General features: G+C 61.5%; 19 protein-coding genes. 10 read left to right on the forward strand and 9 right to left on the reverse strand.

Translation table 11 applies throughout. The annotated features are described in order from the left end of the window. Positions 1 to 28 precede the first annotated feature (28 nt). Positions 29 to 925 carry a LysR family transcriptional regulator gene (locus GIW02_RS19095; RefSeq protein ID WP_236419229.1) on the reverse strand — a complete coding sequence of 299 codons (897 nt, stop codon included), beginning with the start codon at positions 923 to 925 and terminating at the stop codon, positions 29 to 31. 130 nt (positions 926 to 1,055) lie between these two features. Between GIW02_RS19095 and GIW02_RS19100 the strand changes: the two genes are divergently transcribed. The 3 genes from GIW02_RS19100 to GIW02_RS19110 are packed head-to-tail and all read left to right on the forward strand — an operon-like array spanning position 1,056 to position 3,986. Beyond that, positions 1,056 to 2,348: a citrate:proton symporter gene (locus GIW02_RS19100; RefSeq protein WP_236419230.1), complete on the forward strand. Its 1,293-nt coding sequence runs from the start codon at positions 1,056 to 1,058 to the stop codon at positions 2,346 to 2,348. A gap of 1 nt (position 2,349) precedes the next feature. Next, positions 2,350 to 3,675, forward strand: coding sequence for an acyclic terpene utilization AtuA family protein (locus GIW02_RS19105; RefSeq protein WP_236419233.1), 1,326 nt, complete (start codon positions 2,350 to 2,352; stop codon positions 3,673 to 3,675). Continuing rightward, positions 3,672 to 3,986: an AtuA-related protein gene (locus tag GIW02_RS19110; RefSeq protein WP_236419235.1), complete on the forward strand. Its 315-nt coding sequence runs from the start codon at positions 3,672 to 3,674 to the stop codon at positions 3,984 to 3,986. The genes GIW02_RS19105 and GIW02_RS19110 overlap by 4 nt, the downstream gene beginning before the upstream one ends. Positions 3,987 to 4,101: 115 nt before the next feature. On the opposite strand, the gene GIW02_RS19115 is transcribed toward GIW02_RS19110, so the two are convergent. The 5 genes from GIW02_RS19115 to GIW02_RS19135 all read right to left on the reverse strand — a co-directional run bounded on the left by GIW02_RS19115 (position 4,102) and on the right by GIW02_RS19135 (position 6,888). Continuing rightward, entirely contained in the window at positions 4,102 to 4,473 is a 372-nt protein-coding gene (locus tag GIW02_RS19115) for a glutathione S-transferase N-terminal domain-containing protein (RefSeq protein WP_027603930.1), read from the reverse strand. A gap of 101 nt (positions 4,474 to 4,574) precedes the next feature. Then, positions 4,575 to 5,120 (reverse strand): GTP cyclohydrolase I FolE, encoded by a 546-nt coding sequence (folE, locus tag GIW02_RS19120; RefSeq protein ID WP_003442011.1) that lies wholly within the window; start codon positions 5,118 to 5,120, stop codon positions 4,575 to 4,577. Positions 5,121 to 5,198: 78 nt separating this feature from the next. Then, positions 5,199 to 5,756: a Smr/MutS family protein gene (locus GIW02_RS19125; RefSeq protein ID WP_236418264.1), complete on the reverse strand. Its 558-nt coding sequence runs from the start codon at positions 5,754 to 5,756 to the stop codon at positions 5,199 to 5,201. Positions 5,757 to 5,831: 75 nt separating this feature from the next. Further along, positions 5,832 to 6,152, reverse strand: coding sequence for a hypothetical protein (locus GIW02_RS19130; protein ID WP_236418265.1), 321 nt, complete (start codon positions 6,150 to 6,152; stop codon positions 5,832 to 5,834). 145 nt (positions 6,153 to 6,297) lie between these two features. Further along, the gene (locus GIW02_RS19135; RefSeq protein WP_236418266.1) at positions 6,298 to 6,888 is read right to left on the reverse strand and encodes a cysteine hydrolase family protein; all 591 of its coding nucleotides are present in this window, start codon (positions 6,886 to 6,888) and stop codon (positions 6,298 to 6,300) included. Between the two features lie 239 nt (positions 6,889 to 7,127). On the opposite strand from GIW02_RS19135, the gene prmB reads away from it, so the two are divergent. Next, positions 7,128 to 8,036, forward strand: coding sequence for a 50S ribosomal protein L3 N(5)-glutamine methyltransferase (prmB, locus tag GIW02_RS19140; RefSeq protein ID WP_236418269.1), 909 nt, complete (start codon positions 7,128 to 7,130; stop codon positions 8,034 to 8,036). 123 nt (positions 8,037 to 8,159) lie between these two features. Here prmB and GIW02_RS19145 read toward each other — a convergent pair whose 3' ends face one another. Next, complete coding sequence (locus tag GIW02_RS19145) at positions 8,160 to 8,966, reverse strand: hypothetical protein (protein WP_236418270.1); 807 nt, start codon at positions 8,964 to 8,966, stop codon at positions 8,160 to 8,162. Between the two features lie 99 nt (positions 8,967 to 9,065). Further along, a complete protein-coding gene (locus GIW02_RS19150) occupies positions 9,066 to 10,028 on the reverse strand; it encodes an alpha/beta fold hydrolase (RefSeq protein WP_236418271.1) in 963 nt (320 codons plus the stop codon). Between the two features lie 143 nt (positions 10,029 to 10,171). Between GIW02_RS19150 and aroC the strand changes: the two genes are divergently transcribed. The 4 genes from aroC to GIW02_RS19170 all read left to right on the forward strand — a co-directional run bounded on the left by aroC (position 10,172) and on the right by GIW02_RS19170 (position 13,507). Further along, entirely contained in the window at positions 10,172 to 11,263 is a 1,092-nt protein-coding gene (gene aroC, locus GIW02_RS19155; RefSeq protein WP_236418273.1) for a chorismate synthase, read from the forward strand. A gap of 73 nt (positions 11,264 to 11,336) precedes the next feature. Continuing rightward, positions 11,337 to 12,500 carry an MFS transporter gene (locus GIW02_RS19160; RefSeq protein ID WP_236418274.1) on the forward strand — a complete coding sequence of 388 codons (1,164 nt, stop codon included), beginning with the start codon at positions 11,337 to 11,339 and terminating at the stop codon, positions 12,498 to 12,500. After that, the gene (locus tag GIW02_RS19165) at positions 12,497 to 13,027 is read left to right on the forward strand and encodes an acireductone dioxygenase (protein ID WP_236418275.1); all 531 of its coding nucleotides are present in this window, start codon (positions 12,497 to 12,499) and stop codon (positions 13,025 to 13,027) included. Before GIW02_RS19160 ends, GIW02_RS19165 begins: the two co-directional genes overlap by 4 nt. Positions 13,028 to 13,237: 210 nt before the next feature. Continuing rightward, complete coding sequence (locus GIW02_RS19170; RefSeq protein WP_236418276.1) at positions 13,238 to 13,507, forward strand: helix-turn-helix domain-containing protein; 270 nt, start codon at positions 13,238 to 13,240, stop codon at positions 13,505 to 13,507. A gap of 57 nt (positions 13,508 to 13,564) precedes the next feature. Here GIW02_RS19170 and GIW02_RS19175 read toward each other — a convergent pair whose 3' ends face one another. Further along, positions 13,565 to 13,843 carry a DUF3509 domain-containing protein gene (locus GIW02_RS19175; protein ID WP_010208870.1) on the reverse strand — a complete coding sequence of 93 codons (279 nt, stop codon included), beginning with the start codon at positions 13,841 to 13,843 and terminating at the stop codon, positions 13,565 to 13,567. Positions 13,844 to 14,238: 395 nt separating this feature from the next. On the opposite strand from GIW02_RS19175, the gene GIW02_RS19180 reads away from it, so the two are divergent. Then, entirely contained in the window at positions 14,239 to 16,065 is a 1,827-nt protein-coding gene (locus GIW02_RS19180; protein ID WP_236421982.1) for a long-chain-acyl-CoA synthetase, read from the forward strand. 95 nt (positions 16,066 to 16,160) lie between these two features. Beyond that, positions 16,161 to 16,676: an ankyrin repeat domain-containing protein gene (locus tag GIW02_RS19185; protein ID WP_236419374.1), complete on the forward strand. Its 516-nt coding sequence runs from the start codon at positions 16,161 to 16,163 to the stop codon at positions 16,674 to 16,676. The last annotated feature ends 24 nt before the right edge of the window (positions 16,677 to 16,700 follow it).

The raw sequence follows: 16,700 nt of genomic DNA on the forward strand, positions 1-16,700 counted from the left end.
GCTTTCGCGAGCAAGCCCGCTCCCACAGTTAGTTTGGCGCTGTGCCTGATAATTCTTCATTCAATAGCTCGAAACAACGCTGCGCCGCCGGGCTTAGCCCCATCCCGCTACGACGGATCAACCCGATCTCCCGGTTCACCCCGGGGTGGTCGATATTGATGCGCTTCAACCCTTCCAGGCTGTCCGCCGCCGACTCCGGCAATACACTGATCCCCAAGCCCTGACGCACCAGCGCGAGCACCGTGGACATGTAGTTGGCCTCCATGCCCGCGTTCATCCGCAGCCGTGTTTCGTCAAACAGTGCATCCACTTGCTCGCGCACACTGCTGTCGCGGCCGGTGAGGATGATCGGCTCATCCGCCAGTTGCGCCAGGGTCAGCGTGTGATGGCGGGCGAGGGCGTGGTCCAGTGGCACGAAGGCACAGAGTCGATCATTGAGTACCGGCACAAAGTCCAGGCCATGGCTGAGCCGCGCGCGTACGCCAATGCCGAAATCCACGTCGCCGGCGCGCACCTGGGCATGGATGCGATGCGCCACCAAGTCGTGCAGGCGCACTTCGATGCCGGCAAAGCGCTCGCGAAACAGGCGCAAGGCGGGTGGCAGGGTGCCGGCACACACCGAGGGCAGGGCGGCGATGGTCACGACGCCCCGGCGCAAGGCGGCCAGGTCACGGGAGCCGGTGACGATGTTGTCCAGGTCCAGCAGCAGTTTTTCCATCGGGCCGCGTGCGTCCTGGCCGGCAGCGGTGATGCTCACATGGCGCGGGCTGCGGTCGAGCAGGGCGACGCCGAGCCAGTCCTCTAACTGTTGAACTTGCACGGTCAGCGCTGAAGGCGACAAATGCAGCTCGTTGGCGGCCTTGGTGAAGCTGCCGGTGCGGGCCACCGCTAGAAACGCCTGGATATGCTGAATCGAATTTTTCATTGTTGTTTTTCTCGAGCGTTTTGTTTTTGCGAACATGACTCGCTGAACATTCCAATTTACAAAGGGTAACGCGATTCCAATACTCGGAGGAAAACAATAACCGGCCACAAAGGCCGCTCTGGAGTAACCCATGCTCGCAACCCTGGGTGTCATCACCATCCTGTGCCTGCTCGCTGCCGTCATGAGCAAACGCCTCTCGCCCCTGGTGGCCCTGATCGCCTTGCCGATCATCGCCGCGCTGCTCGGTGGGTTCGGCCTGCAAACCAGTGCCTTCATCATTACCGGTATCAAGAACGTCGCCCCAGTGGTGGGCATGTTCGTGTTCGCGATCCTGTTTTTCGGGATCATGACCGACGCCGGCATGCTCGACCCCATCATTGATCGCATCCTGCGCACGGTTGGGACGCGTCCTACACGCATTGTCGTAGGTACAGCGACCCTGGCGTTGCTGGTGCACCTCGACGGCTCCGGGGCGGTGACCTTTCTGGTGACGGTGCCGGCCATGCTGCCGCTGTATACACGGCTGGGTATCGACAAACGCATCCTCGCCTGTGTGTGCGCCATGGCCGCCGGGGTCAACTTTTTGCCCTGGACCGGTCCGGTGCTGCGCTCGTCGGCAGCGCTGCATGTGCCGGTGGCGGATCTGTTCCAGCCGCTGATCCCGGTGCAGATCGTCGGGCTGATTTTTGTCTTTGCCTGTGCCTGGTGGCTCGGCCATCGCGAAGAAAAACGCCTGGGCCTCGGCGCGGGCTCCAACGTGGACGCGATGCCCCAACGCGTGCTCAGCGACGAAGACATCAAGCTGCGTCGCCCGCGTCTGTTCTGGGTCAACCTGATCCTCACCGTGCTGGTGATGGTGGTGATGATCGCCGGCTGGGTCGACCCGGTGGTGATGTTCATGCTCGGCACCGTGGTGGCGCTGTGCATCAATTATCCGAACGTGGACGCCCAGCGCGCGCGCATCGATGCCCACGCCAAAACCGCACTGACCATGGCCAGTATCCTGCTGGCCGCCGGGGTGTTCACCGGCATCATGCAAGGCACCGGCATGCTCAAAGCGATTGCCGAAGTGGCGGTGGCGCAGATTCCGGCCGGCCACGGCAAGCTGATCCCGGCGGTGGTGGGCTTTATTTCGATGCCGCTGAGCATGCTGTTTGACCCCGATTCCTACTATTTCGGGGTGATGCCGGTGATTGCCGAAGTCGGCAAGGCGCTCGGCGTCGACCCGCTGCAAGTGGCCCAAGCCTCGTTGCTGGGCGTGCACACCACCGGTTTCCCGGTCACCCCGCTGACCCCCGCAACCTTCCTGTTGGTGGGCCTGTGCAAGATCGAGTTGGCCGATCACCAGCGCTTCACCATCCCTTTTCTGTTTGCCGCGTCGGTGTTGATGACCCTGACCGCGTTGCTCCTGGGAGTGATTTGAAATGAAAACCTTGCGCATCGGTTCCGGCGCCGGCTACTCCGGTGACCGTATCGAACCCGCCGTGGAACTGGCCGAACAGGGCGACCTGGATTACCTGGTCTTCGAGTGCCTGGCCGAACGCACCATTGCCCTGGCCCAGCAGGCGCGTATCAGCGATCCACAGGGCGGCTATGACCCGCTGTTGAGCGAGCGCATGCGCCGGGTATTACCGTTTGTGGGCGTGCACGCCGGGCGTCGTCGCCTACGGGTGATCACCAACATGGGCGCGGCCAACCCGGTGGCGGCGGCTATTGAAGTGCGCCGCATCGCCAGTGAGCTGGGCCTGGGCCTCAAGGTCGTGGCCGCGCTGGGCGATGATGTCCTGGAGGCGTTAGCGCCTGAGCACATGCTGGATAACGGCCAGACTGTCGGCTCCCTGGGTGAGCGGCTGATATCCGCGAACGCGTACTTGGGCGTGGACGGCATTCTTCAAGCCCTGCGCGCCGACGCCGATGTGGTGATTACCGGGCGTGTGGCGGACCCTTCATTGTTCCTCGCGCCGCAAATGTTTGAGTTCGGCTGGGCGGCGGATGATTGGCAGCGGCTGGGGCGCGGCACATTGGTCGGGCATTTGCTCGAATGTGCCGGGCAAGTCAGCGGCGGCTATTTTGCCGACCCCGGTTTCAAGGATGTGGATGACCTGGCGCGCCTGGGCTTCCCCTTGGCCGAGATCGATGCTGATGGCGAAGCAGTGATCACCAAGGTTGCCGGCACCGGAGGTCGGGTCAGCCGCGCCACCTGCACGGAACAGTTGATCTATGAAGTGCATGATCCGGCGGCTTACCTCACGCCGGATGTCACCGCCGATTTTTCCGGCGTGAGTTTTGTTGAAGAGGGCGTGGATCGCGTACGTGCCCAGGGCGCCGATGGCCGTGCACGGCCCGAGCAGTTGAAGGTCAGCGTCGGCTACCTCGACGGTTGGATCGGCGAGGGGCAGATGTCCTACGGTGGCCCGGGTGCTGTCGCACGGGCTGAGCTGGCGCGGGATGTCGTACTCAAGCGTCTTGAGTTGATGGGCGTGAAGATGCAGGACGTGCGCGCCGACCTGATCGGCATGGATTCGCTCCACGGCCCACGCAGCAGCGTCGAGCCTTGGGAAGTGCGCCTGCGCGTCGCCGCCCGCTGTGAACAGCGCGGCGACGCGGTACGGGTCGGCAATGAAGTGGAAACCCTCTACACCAACGGCCCGTCCGGCGGTGGCGGCGCGAGTAAAAGCCTGCGCCAAGTGGTGGCGGTGGCGTCGTTGCTGCTGCCGCGTAGCGCGGTCAACCCGAGGATCGAAGCATGAAACTGCACACGCTGGCCCATTCCCGCACCGGGGACAAGGGCGACACGTCGAACATTTCGATCATTGCCTATCGCGCCGAGGACTACCCGTTGCTCTGTGAGCAACTCACCGCCGAGCGCGTGGCCGAATTCTTCGCCGGCCTGCTGGAACCGGGCGCGGCGCCGGTGCGCCGGTATGAATTGCCCAACGTGCAGGCGCTGAACTTTGTGTTGCCGGGGATCTTGCGGGGAGGGGTGACGCGTTCGCTGGCGCTGGATGCCCATGGCAAGTGCCTGGGCTCGGCATTGCTGGATCTGGACCTGGCACTATAGATTCAAATGTGGGAGGGAGCTTGCTCCCGATAGCGGTGTATCAGTCAACTCATCTGTGACGGGTAGACAGCAATCGGGAGCAAGCCCCCTCCCACATTAGATCTGCACAAGTCTGTCAGATAGCGGCGAAGCGCTTGTCCAGGTAATCAATGATCACCTTGGAGTCATACATCCAAGTGGTCTGGCCATTCTCCTCAATACGCAGGCACGGCACCTTGATCTTGCCACCTTGTTCCAGCAGGGTCTGGCGGTCTTGCTCGTTGTTCTTCGCGTCTTTCAGCGCCACGGGCACATTCAGGCGGTGCAGGGTGCGGCGGGTCTTCACGCAGAACGGGCACGCGTGGAATTGATACAGGGTCAAGTCCTTGGCGGCAGCGTTCACCTGCGCCTGTTGCTCGGCGGGGCGCTGCTTTTTGCGCGGGCGGGTCAGGAAGTCGCCCGCGATGATGACGTGGCCAAGGCCCACTCGAAGTGCTTTGACGAACATGGCTGAAACCTCTTGCCCATGAAGAAGGGGCCGCAGCTTACCTGATTTTTGCAGGCGAAAAAAAACCGGCGATGAACGCCGGTTTTTTCTGACGCAGCCCGTTACTTGATCAGGCTGAGGAATTCGCTGCGGGTGGCCGCGTTTTCGCGGAACTCACCCAGCATCACCGAGGTGATCATCGACGAATTCTGTTTCTCCACACCGCGCATCATCATGCACATGTGCTTGGCCTCGATCACCACGGCCACGCCCAGAGCGCCAGTCACTTGCATCACTGCATCGGCGATCTGGCGGCTGAGGTTTTCCTGGATCTGCAGGCGGCGAGCATACATGTCGACAATCCGCGCGACCTTCGACAGGCCCAGCACTTTGCCGCTTGGGATGTAGGCAACATGCGCCTTGCCGATGAATGGCAGCAGGTGGTGTTCGCACAGCGAGTACAACTCGATGTCCTTGACCAGCACCATTTCGCTGTTATCGGAGCTGAACAAGGCACCGTTGGTGACTTCTTCGAGTGTCTGTTCATAGCCGCGGCAAAGGTACTGCATTGCCTTGGCGGCACGCTTTGGCGTGTCGAGCAGGCCCTCGCGGGAAACGTCCTCGCCGAGTTGGCCGAGGATCGCCGTGTAATTCTGTTCCAGGGACATGAAACTACCTGTGGGATTTTCGCAAAGCGCAAGGTTACGGTGGCCGACACATCGCTGCAAGCCTGACGATGGCAGTTGTTACTCGTCGCGCCCTTCCATCATGGTGCGCTTGAGCATCACATACACCGCGCCCGCGCCGCCGTGGCGCGCCTGACACGAGGTAAAGCCGAGCACCTGGGCATGCTGGCGCAGCCAGGTATTGACGTGACTCTTGATCATCGGCCGCTTGCCGTCCAACCGCACGGCCTTGCCGTGGGTGACGCGCACGCAGCGGATTTCGAATTTGGTGGCTTCGGCGAGGAAGGCCCAGAGGGTTTCCCGGGCTTTCTCCACGGTCATGCCGTGCAGGTCGAGGCTGCCTTCGAACGGGATCTGGCCGACCTTGAGCTTGCGCATCTGGCTTTCCTGCACGCCGTCGCGGGCCCACATCAGCTCGTCTTCGGGGCCTACGTCAATCACGAACTGGTCTGACAGGCCATCCACGGTGGTGGCATCGGTGCGCACGGTCGCGGCCTGGCGCAGTTTGGCGATCTGCGCCCGGTCAGTCTTGGGTTTGCCGGTGTCGGCGCGGTCGTGCTTGATCGGCTTGACGCCGCGCAGCTCGTTTTTGAACAGGGAAAAATCGTCGTCTTGCATGTCAGCCTCCGCGAAGGGCGGGCAGTTTACCTAAATCGCGGCGGCCAGGTCGCAGGAAACGCTATCCAAGCGCCATCAGTCGTGCTTTTTCATCAGGTGTGAAGCGATATTCAGCGACAGCGGCTGACGCATCTTCCTACGGCTACGCCGCCATAACCACACACCCAGCCACAGCACCAGCAAGCCGATCGCCAGTAGAAGGGCCGAGCCGCCGGGGCTGGCATTGAGTTCACCCAGCGCGGGCGAATGCCCAAATAAACCGGCGCCACCAGCGCCAGCCAACAACAGACCTACAATGGCCAGCAGCGCGGCAAAGCCGGCCACCAGGCGCAGACGCCAGTTGCTCGGGCCCTTGGGGCGCAAGCGACGAGCATCAAAACCATCGGATATCTTCATTCCGACCTTTCCTCCAGGGTATCGGCCCTTCGACCGGAAGATACACAGGTTGTTCCTGTGCCCGAGGTAAATGCGCCAAATGAGAAGGGTTTGTGGATGAGCGGGGCCGCAAACGGGCCGCGCCGCTCATCACCGGAGGGTCAGATCAGATCAGGTCTTTGGTCAGCGCGAGGGTGGCGAAGTTGTCGGCCATGATCGCCATTTCGGTCTGCTGCACATGCTCGGCACTGAGGATGCCGCCTTTGTAAGGCAGGTCGCGCGTGGCGCAGGCATCTTCCACCAGGGTGCAGCGAAAACCCAGGTTCTTGGCGGCGCGCACCGTGGTGCTGACGCTGGAGTGGCTCATGAAACCGCAAACGATCAGGTCCAGGGAACCGAGGTCCTGCAAGTGTTTTTCCAGGCCGGTGCCGTGGAAGGCGCTGGGCAGCAACTTGCCGATAATGGTTTCGTCACCGGCAGGTTCCAGGCCAGGGATGAATTCGCCGCGTTCGCCCTGTGGGTCAAACAGGCCGCCGACGGTGCCCAGGTGGCGCACATGCACGATCGGGCGACCGGCGTTGCGGGCGGCTGCGACCAGTTGCTTGATGTTGTCGACCGCTGCGTCCATGCCGGAGAGGGCGAGTGGGCCGCTAAGGTATTCCTTCTGGGCGTCGATGATCACGAGGGTCGCATGGCCAAGATTGGCAGCTGCGTAACCGCGACCGCTGAGTTGAAACATCGTCTTTGGAACGGACATTCTGGGGCTCCTGTGAGGGGGGCTTTTGTGACATTGTCCACTGGCTGAGCGGTTCTGTGAATCGCTACCATCGTAAGGTACGCCGTTGTTGACGTGCAGCCATGTCAAGTGGGCGGCTCGTTTAACCGAATGATGGCAGATTGGATGAAATCCGACGTATGGCAGAGGTGTTTCGTACATCGTCGGTACAGGCGAAGACTGTTAGAATCGCCAGTCGTTTTTTCCAGGAGTCTGCCCCCGTGATCACTTCCCGCCTGCGCACCTTGCGCGACCACATCCGTTGGGCTGTCAGCCGTTTCCATGGGGAAGACCTGTTTTTTGGCCATGGCACTGATAATGCCTGGGACGAAGCCCGGCAGTTGGTGCTTGGTGCCTTGCACCTGCCGTGGGAAATCAATGACAGCTACCTGGATTGCAACCTGGAAGAGGAAGAAATTTCCCACGTGCAGCGTTTACTGCATCGCCGTATCCATGAGCGCGTGCCCACCGCCTACCTGTTGAAGGAAGCGTGGTTCTGCGGCATGTCGTTTATCGTCGACGAGCGCGTGCTGATCCCGCGTTCACCGATTGGCGAGCTGATCGAAAACCGCTTCGAACCCTGGCTGGCTCAGCCGCCGGCGCGCATTCTCGACCTGTGCACCGGCTCCGGTTGCATCGGCATTGCGTGCGCCTATGAATTCCAGGACGCCGACGTGGTGCTGGGCGACTTGTCCTTCGAAGCCCTAGAAGTGGCCAACCAGAATATCGAGCGCCATGGCGTCGATGAACGCGTGTACACCGTGCAGGGCGACGGTTTCGACGGCCTGCCGGGCCAGCGTTTTGACCTGATCGTTTCGAACCCGCCGTATGTGGACGCCGAAGACTTCGCCGACATGCCCGACGAATACCAGCACGAGCCGGAGTTGGGCCTGGCCTGCGGCGACGATGGCTTGAACCTGGTACGGCGGATGCTGGCCGAGGCGGCAGACCATTTGACCGAGAAGGGTTTATTGATTGTCGAAGTGGGCAACAGCCAGGTGCACGTCGAGGCACTGTACCCGGAAGTGGACTTCGCCTGGCTGGACTTCCAGCGCGGTGGGCACGGGGTGTTCATGTTGACGGCTGAACAGTGCCGCGAGCATCAGGCGGTGTTTGCCGCGAGGGTTTAAAACATTATCAATGTGGGAGGGGGCTTGCCCCCGATGGCGGTGTATCAGTCACAGAGTGTGTCGACTGATACCCCCTTATCGGGGGCAAGCCCCCTCCCACATTTTTGACTGCATTTCAGCCTGCTAGCGGTGCGTGGCAATCCAGATCAACAACCCCGCCTGAAACACGGTAAACGCCACCAAACAGGTGATGGTAAAGCGCAACCCGCTGTCCTCGCGCTTGAACTTGGTGACCTTTTCCTCTTCCTTGCGCAGCTTCACCTCCTGCTCCGCCAGGTTGTGCTCGGCCTGTTGCAGCATCTGCGCCGCTTCCAGAATCTCGACGAACTGCACTTTTTCGGTGTTCCAGCTGTCCAGCACATCGCTGACCTTGCCCGGCTGCACGTTGCCTTTGAGGTGCTGCACATCGGCGTACGCCACATCAAACCCCTGGATACGCAAGAAGTGATCGCGGCGCAGGCGTGTGGATTCGTTGAGCGCGTCCTTGTTGGCCAGGTCAACGCCGTCGACGCGGTAGTGCGACCATTTCTTCTTCGCCCACGCCGCACCCTGGGCCACCAGGAAGCGGCCGATGCCACGGTTGACCGGTTCGATTTCCAGGCTGTTGCCCGGGCCGAAGTGCACGCGGTGTTTATCGTGATCGACCCAGATATCCAGGTGGTTCTGCTCGCGGCGTACGCGCTGGCCTGGCAGCTGGATCACCATGCGCAGCAGGCTGTGGTGTTTGTCATTGCGCTCGGCATAACCGAACTGCACAAACCGCAACGGCCGCACGCCCGTGGCGCGGTCGGTGGCCATGGGGGCCAGGCGCAGCATCTTGAAATGCTCGGCCTGAACATCCGCCCACGGCAGAGGCGCCGCGTCGACGGCCTCGGTATTTTCAGCCGGGGTGTCGGCGGTAGGTTCCGGTATTGCTTCAGTGGTTGTCATGCGGCGCGATCCTGTCCAAGCCCAGCAAGTCGACAGTCTTTTTGCTGTCGACTCTGGGCTTATCGGCCGTTTTCTGCAGGACTGGAGGCAAATTGTCGCTTAACGGGGTTGAAGTCCTTCGATAAAGCGCACCAGCCGGCTGCCCAGCTCGGCGGCGAGGGGTAATTGCGGGTCATTGTAGGAGGCCAGTTGCTGCTTCACGTCATTGGGCACGATCCGCATCACGTGGTTCATGCCCTCGATCACCGTCAGTCGCGCGTCGGGCTTGGCCTGTTTGAGTGCGCGCGCATCGCCCACCCCCACTTGGATATCGTTGGTGCCCTGGAGGATCAGTGCCGGCATGTTCAGCCTGGCGAAGGCCTCTGACGGATCGGCGCGAAACAGGCTGATCAGATAGGGCTGCACGCTCGGTCGGAAAATACCCTCCAGCGGCCCCGGCACATCGGTATCCACCTGGCCGGCCTTGAGGTGATCAAGTATTTCATTGCTGCGCAGCAACAGGGCAGGGGGCAGGTGATCGGCCAGTTGTTGGCGGATCACCTGGTCAACCGGACGGGCGCTGCCAGACAGCGACACCACCCCGGCCGGGTCGAGTTGCGGTGCGGCCAGGGCGGCGACCAGTGCGCCTTCGCTATGGCCCAGCACAATCAGCGGGCCCAGGCGTTTATCGGCTTTGAGCAGCTTGCCCCAGGCCACGGCGTCGGCCACGTAAGCATCGAGGGTCAGGTTGCGTTCGTCGGGCGTGGCGGCCAGGCTGGCGGCGACCCCGCGCTTGTCATAGCGCACGCTGGCGATGTTGTGTCGGGCCAGCACCCAGGCCAAGCGTTTGAGGCTGTCGTTGCGCGCGCCGTCGGCGCTGTTGCCGTTGCGGTCGGTGGGGCCGGAGCCGGCGATGATCAGCACCACCGGCACCGGTTTGTCGGACTGCGGCAGCAGCAGCGAGCCAAACAGCTCGCCACTGCCGGTGTCCAGGCTGATGGGCCGTTGCAGCACCACGGGAGAGGCGGCGAAGGCAAGGCTGGAAAACAGGGTGAGGGTTAAAAGCAAAACTCGCAGCATCATCACGCCATCATTGGGAAGGTGCCGGTTGGACCAATGTCTACCGGTAAGGTTTCGATGATGATCTAGTCGATTAGCCTGCGTATACTGGCCGCCTTGGTTTATTACGGTTGACTTGATTCAACTGATTTCACGGAGCGCCCTGCATGTCCGGCAATACCTTCGGCAAGTTGTTTACTGTCACCACCGCGGGCGAAAGCCATGGCCCGGCGTTGGTCGCCATTGTCGACGGCTGCCCGCCTGGCCTCGAGCTGTCTCTGGACGACCTGCAGCGTGACCTCGACCGTCGCAAGCCCGGCACCAGCCGTCACACCACCCAGCGCCAGGAGCCGGACGAAGTCGAGATACTCTCCGGCGTGTTCGAAGGCCGCACCACCGGTTGCGCCATCGGCCTGCTGATCCGCAACACCGACCAGAAATCCAAGGACTACTCGGCGATCAAGGACCTGTTCCGCCCGGCCCACGCCGACTACACCTACCACCACAAATACGGCGAACGCGACTACCGTGGCGGCGGCCGCAGCTCGGCCCGCGAAACCGCCATGCGCGTCGCCGCCGGTGCCATTGCCAAGAAATACCTGGCCACCCAGGGCATCGTCATCCGCGGCTACATGAGCCAGCTGGGCCCGATCGAGATCCCGTTCAAGACCTGGGACAGCGTCGAAGACAACGCTTTCTTCAGCCCCGACCCCGATAAAGTGCCGGAACTGGAAGCCTATATGGACCAGTTGCGCCGCGACCAGGATTCGGTCGGCGCGCGTATCACGGTGGTCGCCGAAGGCGTCAAGCCGGGCCTGGGCGAGCCGATCTTCGACCGCCTGGACGCCGAACTGGCCCACGCGCTGATGAGCATCAACGCGGTGAAGGGTGTGGAAATCGGTGCCGGTTTTGCCTGCGTGTCCCAGCGCGGCACCGAGCATCGCGATGAAATGACCCCAGAGGGCTTCCTCAGCAATAACGCCGGCGGCATCCTCGGCGGTATTTCTTCCGGCCAGCCGATTGTGGCGCACCTGGCACTCAAGGCCACCTCAAGCATCACCACCCCGGGCCGTTCGATCGACGTGCACGGCAACCCGGTGGACGTGATCACCAAGGGCCGCCACGACCCGTGCGTCGGCATCCGCGCCACGCCGATTGCCGAGGCAATGATGGCCATCGTGCTGATGGACCACCTGCTGCGCAATCGCGGGCAAAACGCTGACGTGCAGGTAAGCACCCCGGTCCTGGGCCAGCTGTGACAGCTTGCCGTGGCGAGCAGGCTTGCTGTGGCGAGCGGGCTTGCCCGCGTTGGGCTGCGAAGCAGCCCCCGGCATGACCCCCACCCTCCCATACTGGCGCCTCTCCAGCTTCTACCTGTTCTACTTCGCCCTGCTCGGTGCAACAGCCCCATTCCTGGCGCTGTACTTCGACCACCTGGGGTTCTCCAGCGCGCGCATCGGCGAGCTGGTGGCCATCCCCATGCTGATGCGCTGCGTGGCGCCCAACCTGTGGGGCTGGCTGGGCGACTACACCGGCCGGCGCCTGGCCATCGTGCGCTTTGGCGCGGTGTGCACCCTGGCGAGTTTTTCACTGATCTTCGTCAGCCACACCTACGCCTGGTTGGCACTGGTGATGGCGCTGCATGCGTTTTTCTGGCACGCGGTACTGCCGCAGTTTGAAGTGATCACCCTGGCGCACCTGCAAAAACAAACCTCGCGTTACAGCCAGATCCGCCTGTGGGGCTCCATCGGCTTCATCCTCACCGTGGTGATCATGGGTCGGCTGTTCGACTGGCTGAGCCTGGACATTTACCCGGTGGTGGTCGTGGTAATCATGGCCGGTATCATCGGCGCCAGCCTGTGGGTGCCGAATGCGCAACCCGTCAGCCATGGCAACCGCCTGGCGGGCGATGGTTTTCTCAAGCAATTGCGCAGCCCCGGCGTACTCGCGTTTTATGCGTGTGTGGCGTTGATGCAAATGAGCCACGGCCCGTATTACACCTTTCTTACCCTTCACCTCGAACACTTGGGCTACAGCCGTGGTGTGATCGGCCTGTTGTGGGCGCTGGGGGTGGTGGCGGAAGTGCTGATGTTCCTCGGCATGAGTCGCATCCTTGCGCGGTTTTCGGTGCGCCGGGTGCTGTTGGCCAGTTTCCTGTTAGCGGCGCTGCGGTGGCTGCTGCTCGGTTCGTTTGCCGAATTTTTCTGGGTGCTGTTGCTGGCGCAAGTGATGCACGCCGCCACCTTCGGCAGCTTCCACGCGGCCGCCATCGCCTTTGTGCAACGCAGTTTTGACGATAAACAACAAGGCCAGGGCCAGGCGCTCTATGCTGCACTGGCCGGCACCGGGGGGGCATTGGGCGCCCTGTATTCAGGTTACAGCTGGAACCTGTTGGGCCCGACCTTCACCTTTAGTATGGCCAGCGTCGCAGCGTTGGCCGCTGCCGTTATCATTGGTCTTCGATTGCAAGAGCAGAACCAAGGAACCCTTCAATGAGTTATGTCGCCGTCTACCCCGTCACTTCACCGGATACCCCGAACAAGGTCCTGACCCATTTCGACGACATCGCCGCAACCCTCGCCGACCACGGCGTGCGGTTCGAGCGCTGGGCGCCCGCACCGATTGAGCAGGGCGCCAGCGACGCGCAGTTGATCGCGGCGTACCAGGCGCAGATCGACGCCCTTGGCTACGCAAACGTGGAGGTGCTGCGCGTGACGCAGGAGCACCCGCAGAAAGACGAACTGCGTGCCGGCTTCCTGGATGAGCGCCGTTACAGCGAAGATGACGTGCGTTTCTTTATCGCGGGCCAGGGCCTGTTCACCCTGCACATCGGCGACTACGTGTATGCCGTACGCTGTGAGAAAAACGACCTGCTGGTGATTCCTGCCGGCATGGCGCATTGGTTTGATCTGGGCGAGAACCCTCACGTCATTGCGCTGCGGCTGTTTAATACGGCGCTGGGCGGGGTGCCCGAGCTGACCGGCAACGATATTGCCCGGCGTTTCCCTGGATTGGACGACTAATTGCGGCGTATTAGAAACTTCAAGTCATACGATTTGGAAGTTGTTGTGGGAATAGGCTCAAGCTTCTGTAGGGCTGCGCTGATTATGTTGAGGCCTGCACCTTAATAGCAGTCGTTATGTAACTCTCTTGCTTGTCGATGTTTATGTCACCTGTCAATAGGAGGAATCCGATTGGTGATAGGGCGTCAGTCAATAAAAGGGAGAGAACTAATGAGAGGCCCCAAGGAGTCTTACGCCACGCTGTATTCCTTACCCAACACGGTCAGACGGCGCCTGAGCTTGTCCGGTAAGCCGCTGACTCCCACGGAGTTGGAGATACTGCGCTGGGCCTCGGAAGGCAAGACGGTCTGGGAGATCAGCCAGATACGGGCCACGTCCGAAGCCACGGTGAAGTTCCACTTGCGCAATATCTACGGCAAGTTGGACGTGACCAACCGCGTGCAGGCGATGAACGAAGCGGCACGCCAGGGACTGTGCTGAGCCCATAAAAAAGGCCGCGACGCTCATGGGCGTCGCGGCCTTTTTTGTACCAATCATTCAGGCCGAATGGTAGGTCGGCAGGGCAAAGCGGTTCTGGCTTTGCAGCATCGAAATCTGCGGCAGGTCACTGGCTTGTTCGGCCAGGTCACGGCGAATGGCGCTGATCACCCACGTCAGTTGATCGGCAGTGTGCAATTGCTGGTACGAAATCGAACGCTTGACCTGCTTGCCTTCGCTGTTGCGCAGGGTCAACAGGATGCCGCCGTCCGGACGTGGCTGGGTGGTGACGTCGTAGTTGGAAAATACTGAAGCGAATTTATCTTGGATCAGGCTCATGTCTATCAGCTCCGTTGGCTCAAGTTGGCAAGCATGGAGTGATAGGTGCAGTGATTGTGCCAGCTAGTAACTATTAAAAATATCGTTATAAATCAATAGTTTACAAAATGGCGAGATTTTCGGTTTCGTGCAATTTGCATGAATGGCCATCATGCATCCTGCATTTTGCGCTGTTTTCCCCGGCACAATCGCCTCGCGCTTATTCTTGAAGACTGCCTTCGCGCGGCTAAATTCCTTTTTTCAGCGGTCGCCTATCGGGATACAAAACTTTTCAAATCCCGCGTGTACAGCCGCAGAAGCGCTGACGTACTTTCCAGCAATGCATTCTGCCTTCGCGCCAAGGGCGTACCGATGCTGCTGGATTCTACGAAGAATAAGAAAAAGGACGTTCCGCCATGAGCCCACCGCAAAACGACATGATCACCTGGAGCATGATGCTGCGTAAGGTGCCCGCCATTGTTCGCGCCTTGCCACGGGTAGTGCGCGGCATGCGCGCAGCCAATGTGACTGACCCCGGGCAACCCTGCGGGTTGGGCTGGCACTTTGAGCAGGCCACGCTGCGTAACCCGGATGGCGCCGCGTTGCTCTACGGCGACCAGGTCATCAGCTACCGCGAAGCCAACCAGCGCGCCAACCGCCTGGCCCATCACCTGCAGGCCCAGGGCATCGGCAAGGGCGACGTGGTGGCGCTGTTTATCGAAAACCGCCCCGAGCTGTTGCTGAGCGTGTTGGCGGTGGCCAAGCTGGGCGGTGTCTGCGCGATGCTCAATACCGCGCAAACGCACAACGCGCTGATACACAGTCTGAACCTGGTGAGCCCGGTGGCCATTGTGGTGGGCGCGGAGTTAGTCGCCGCGTATGACGCCGTGCGCGATCAGGTCCGGATCCCGGCGCAGCGCACCTGGTTTATTGCCGACCAACAGGCCTGCGCGCCGCCCGAGGGCTATGTCGACTTGCTGGCCGCCAGCGTCGAGTGCCCGCCGGACAACCCCGCCAGCAGCGCGCACATCTATTTCAACGACCCGTGCTTCTACATCTACACGTCCGGCACCACCGGCCTGCCCAAGGCCGGCATCATGAAACATGGGCGCTGGACCAAAACCGCCGTGAGTTTCGGCAGCATTGCCCTGGACATGGGCCCGGACGACGTCCTGTATTGCACCTTGCCGCTCTACCATGCCACCGGCCTCTGCGTGTGCTGGGGCTCGGCGATTGTGGGGGCGTCGGGCTTTGCCATCCGCCGCAAGTTCAGCGCCAGCCAGTTCTGGGACGATGCGCGCAGGTTCAAGGCGACCACTCTCGGCTATGTCGGTGAGCTGTGCCGCTACCTGCTCGATCAGCCCGCCAGCCCCGGCGACCGGGATAACCGCGTGACCAAGATGGTCGGCAACGGCCTGCGCCCCGGGGTATGGGCGCAATTCAAGGCACGCTACGGCGTGGAGCATATCTGCGAGTTGTACGCGGCCAGTGATGGCAACATCGGCTTTACCAACGTGCTGAATTTCGACAACACCATCGGGTTCTGCCTTCAGCACTGGGCGCTGGTGGACTACGACCACAGCAGCGGCGAGCCAGTGCGGGGCGACGAGGGTTTCATGCGCAAAGTACAGACCGGCGGGCAGGGCCTGTTGCTGGCGCGGATCGATGATAAGTCGCCGTTCGACGGCTACACCGACCCGGAAAAGAACCGCAAGGTGATCCTCACCGACGTGTTCGAAAAGGGCGATCGCTACTTCAATACCGGTGATTTGTTGCGCAGTATCGGCTTCGGTCATGCGCAATTCGTTGATCGGCTGGGGGATGCCTACCGCTGGAAGGGCGAAAACGTCTCCACCACCGAGGTCGAGAATGTCCTGTTGCAGCACCCGCAGATCGCCGAAGTGGTGGCCTATGGCGTCGAGATCGAAAACACCAATGGCCGTGCTGGCATGGTTGCCATCACCCCGAGCGAGTCGCTCGCCGCCCTGGACATGCGCGAGTTGCTGCAATTTGCCCACGGCCAGTTGCCGCATTACGCAGTGCCGCTGTTTCTGCGGATCAAGGTGAAGATGGAAACCACCGGCACGTTCAAATACCAGAAGGTGAAACTCAAGGAAGAGGCGTTCGACCCCGGCAAGGCTGGCAACGACCCGCTATATGCCTGGCTGCCGGGTACCGATTGCTACGTGCCGGTCACCGGGCAATTGCTGGCGCAGATCCAGGGCGGCGAGTTCCGCTATTGATTCTGGCTATAAGGGCTTTTGGCAAAAAAGCCATGACAGTGGGGAACTCCATAGCGACACTGGGCGCCATATACAGCACCAGAAAGGAGCCCCACATGTCTGACCAGCCTAAACAAATGACCCCCGACGAAGCCGCCGAGTTTGCCGAGCAGGTCTTCGACGTGGCCCGCAAAGGCGACGCTGCGATGCTCGCAGCCCTCCTGGCTAAAGGCTTGCCTGCCAACTTGCGCAACCATAATGGCGACACCCTGCTGATGCTCGCGGCCTACCACGGCCACCCCGAGGCAGTAAAAGTGCTGCTGGAGTTCAAGGCCGACCCGCTGATCGCCAACGACAAGAACCAGTTGCCGATTGCCGGCGCTGCGTTCAAGGGCAACCTGGCGGTGGTCAAGGCGTTGATCGAAGGCGGCACGCCGGTGGAAGCCGCATCCTCCGATGGCCGTACTGCGCTGATGCTGGCCGCCATGTTCAATCGCGTTGAAATGGTCGACTACCTGCTCAGCCAGGGCGCCAACCCCAAGGCCACCGATGCCCAAGGCGCCACCGCGCTGACGGCAGCGAACACCATGGGCGCTGCGGATACGGCGGCGCAGTTGCAAAAACTGGTGTAGGCTTTGCGCCCTCGAAAACCAGCC

Origin of the sequence: Pseudomonas syringae, assembly GCF_021606685.1 — a bacterium.
In the GTDB taxonomy this organism is placed as follows: Bacteria; Pseudomonadota; Gammaproteobacteria; order Pseudomonadales; family Pseudomonadaceae; genus Aquipseudomonas; species Aquipseudomonas syringae_R.

Bases quoted from the DNA above. Each gene is read 5' to 3' on its own strand.
- GIW02_RS19115 (WP_027603930.1), bottom strand. From the start codon at position 4,473: ATGTTCGTCAAAGCACTTCGAGTGGGCCTTGGCCACGTCATCATCGCG.
- GIW02_RS19130 (WP_236418265.1), bottom strand. From the start codon at position 6,152: ATGAAGATATCCGATGGTTTTGATGCTCGTCGCTTGCGCCCCAAGGGC.
- GIW02_RS19175 (WP_010208870.1), bottom strand. From the start codon at position 13,843: ATGAGCCTGATCCAAGATAAATTCGCTTCAGTATTTTCCAACTACGAC.
- GIW02_RS19135 (WP_236418266.1), bottom strand. From the start codon at position 6,888: ATGTCCGTTCCAAAGACGATGTTTCAACTCAGCGGTCGCGGTTACGCA.
- GIW02_RS19160 (WP_236418274.1), top strand. From the start codon at position 11,337: ATGACCCCCACCCTCCCATACTGGCGCCTCTCCAGCTTCTACCTGTTC.
- GIW02_RS19180 (WP_236421982.1), top strand. From the start codon at position 14,239: ATGAGCCCACCGCAAAACGACATGATCACCTGGAGCATGATGCTGCGT.
- GIW02_RS19110 (WP_236419235.1), top strand. From the start codon at position 3,672: ATGAAACTGCACACGCTGGCCCATTCCCGCACCGGGGACAAGGGCGAC.
- GIW02_RS19170 (WP_236418276.1), top strand. From the start codon at position 13,238: ATGAGAGGCCCCAAGGAGTCTTACGCCACGCTGTATTCCTTACCCAAC.
- aroC (WP_236418273.1), top strand. From the start codon at position 10,172: ATGTCCGGCAATACCTTCGGCAAGTTGTTTACTGTCACCACCGCGGGC.
- GIW02_RS19100 (WP_236419230.1), top strand. From the start codon at position 1,056: ATGCTCGCAACCCTGGGTGTCATCACCATCCTGTGCCTGCTCGCTGCC.
- GIW02_RS19105 (WP_236419233.1), top strand. From the start codon at position 2,350: ATGAAAACCTTGCGCATCGGTTCCGGCGCCGGCTACTCCGGTGACCGT.
- GIW02_RS19145 (WP_236418270.1), bottom strand. From the start codon at position 8,966: ATGACAACCACTGAAGCAATACCGGAACCTACCGCCGACACCCCGGCT.
- GIW02_RS19150 (WP_236418271.1), bottom strand. From the start codon at position 10,028: ATGATGCTGCGAGTTTTGCTTTTAACCCTCACCCTGTTTTCCAGCCTT.
- folE (WP_003442011.1), bottom strand. From the start codon at position 5,120: ATGTCCCTGGAACAGAATTACACGGCGATCCTCGGCCAACTCGGCGAG.
- GIW02_RS19185 (WP_236419374.1), top strand. From the start codon at position 16,161: ATGTCTGACCAGCCTAAACAAATGACCCCCGACGAAGCCGCCGAGTTT.
- GIW02_RS19165 (WP_236418275.1), top strand. From the start codon at position 12,497: ATGAGTTATGTCGCCGTCTACCCCGTCACTTCACCGGATACCCCGAAC.
- GIW02_RS19125 (WP_236418264.1), bottom strand. From the start codon at position 5,756: ATGCAAGACGACGATTTTTCCCTGTTCAAAAACGAGCTGCGCGGCGTC.
- GIW02_RS19095 (WP_236419229.1), bottom strand. From the start codon at position 925: ATGAAAAATTCGATTCAGCATATCCAGGCGTTTCTAGCGGTGGCCCGC.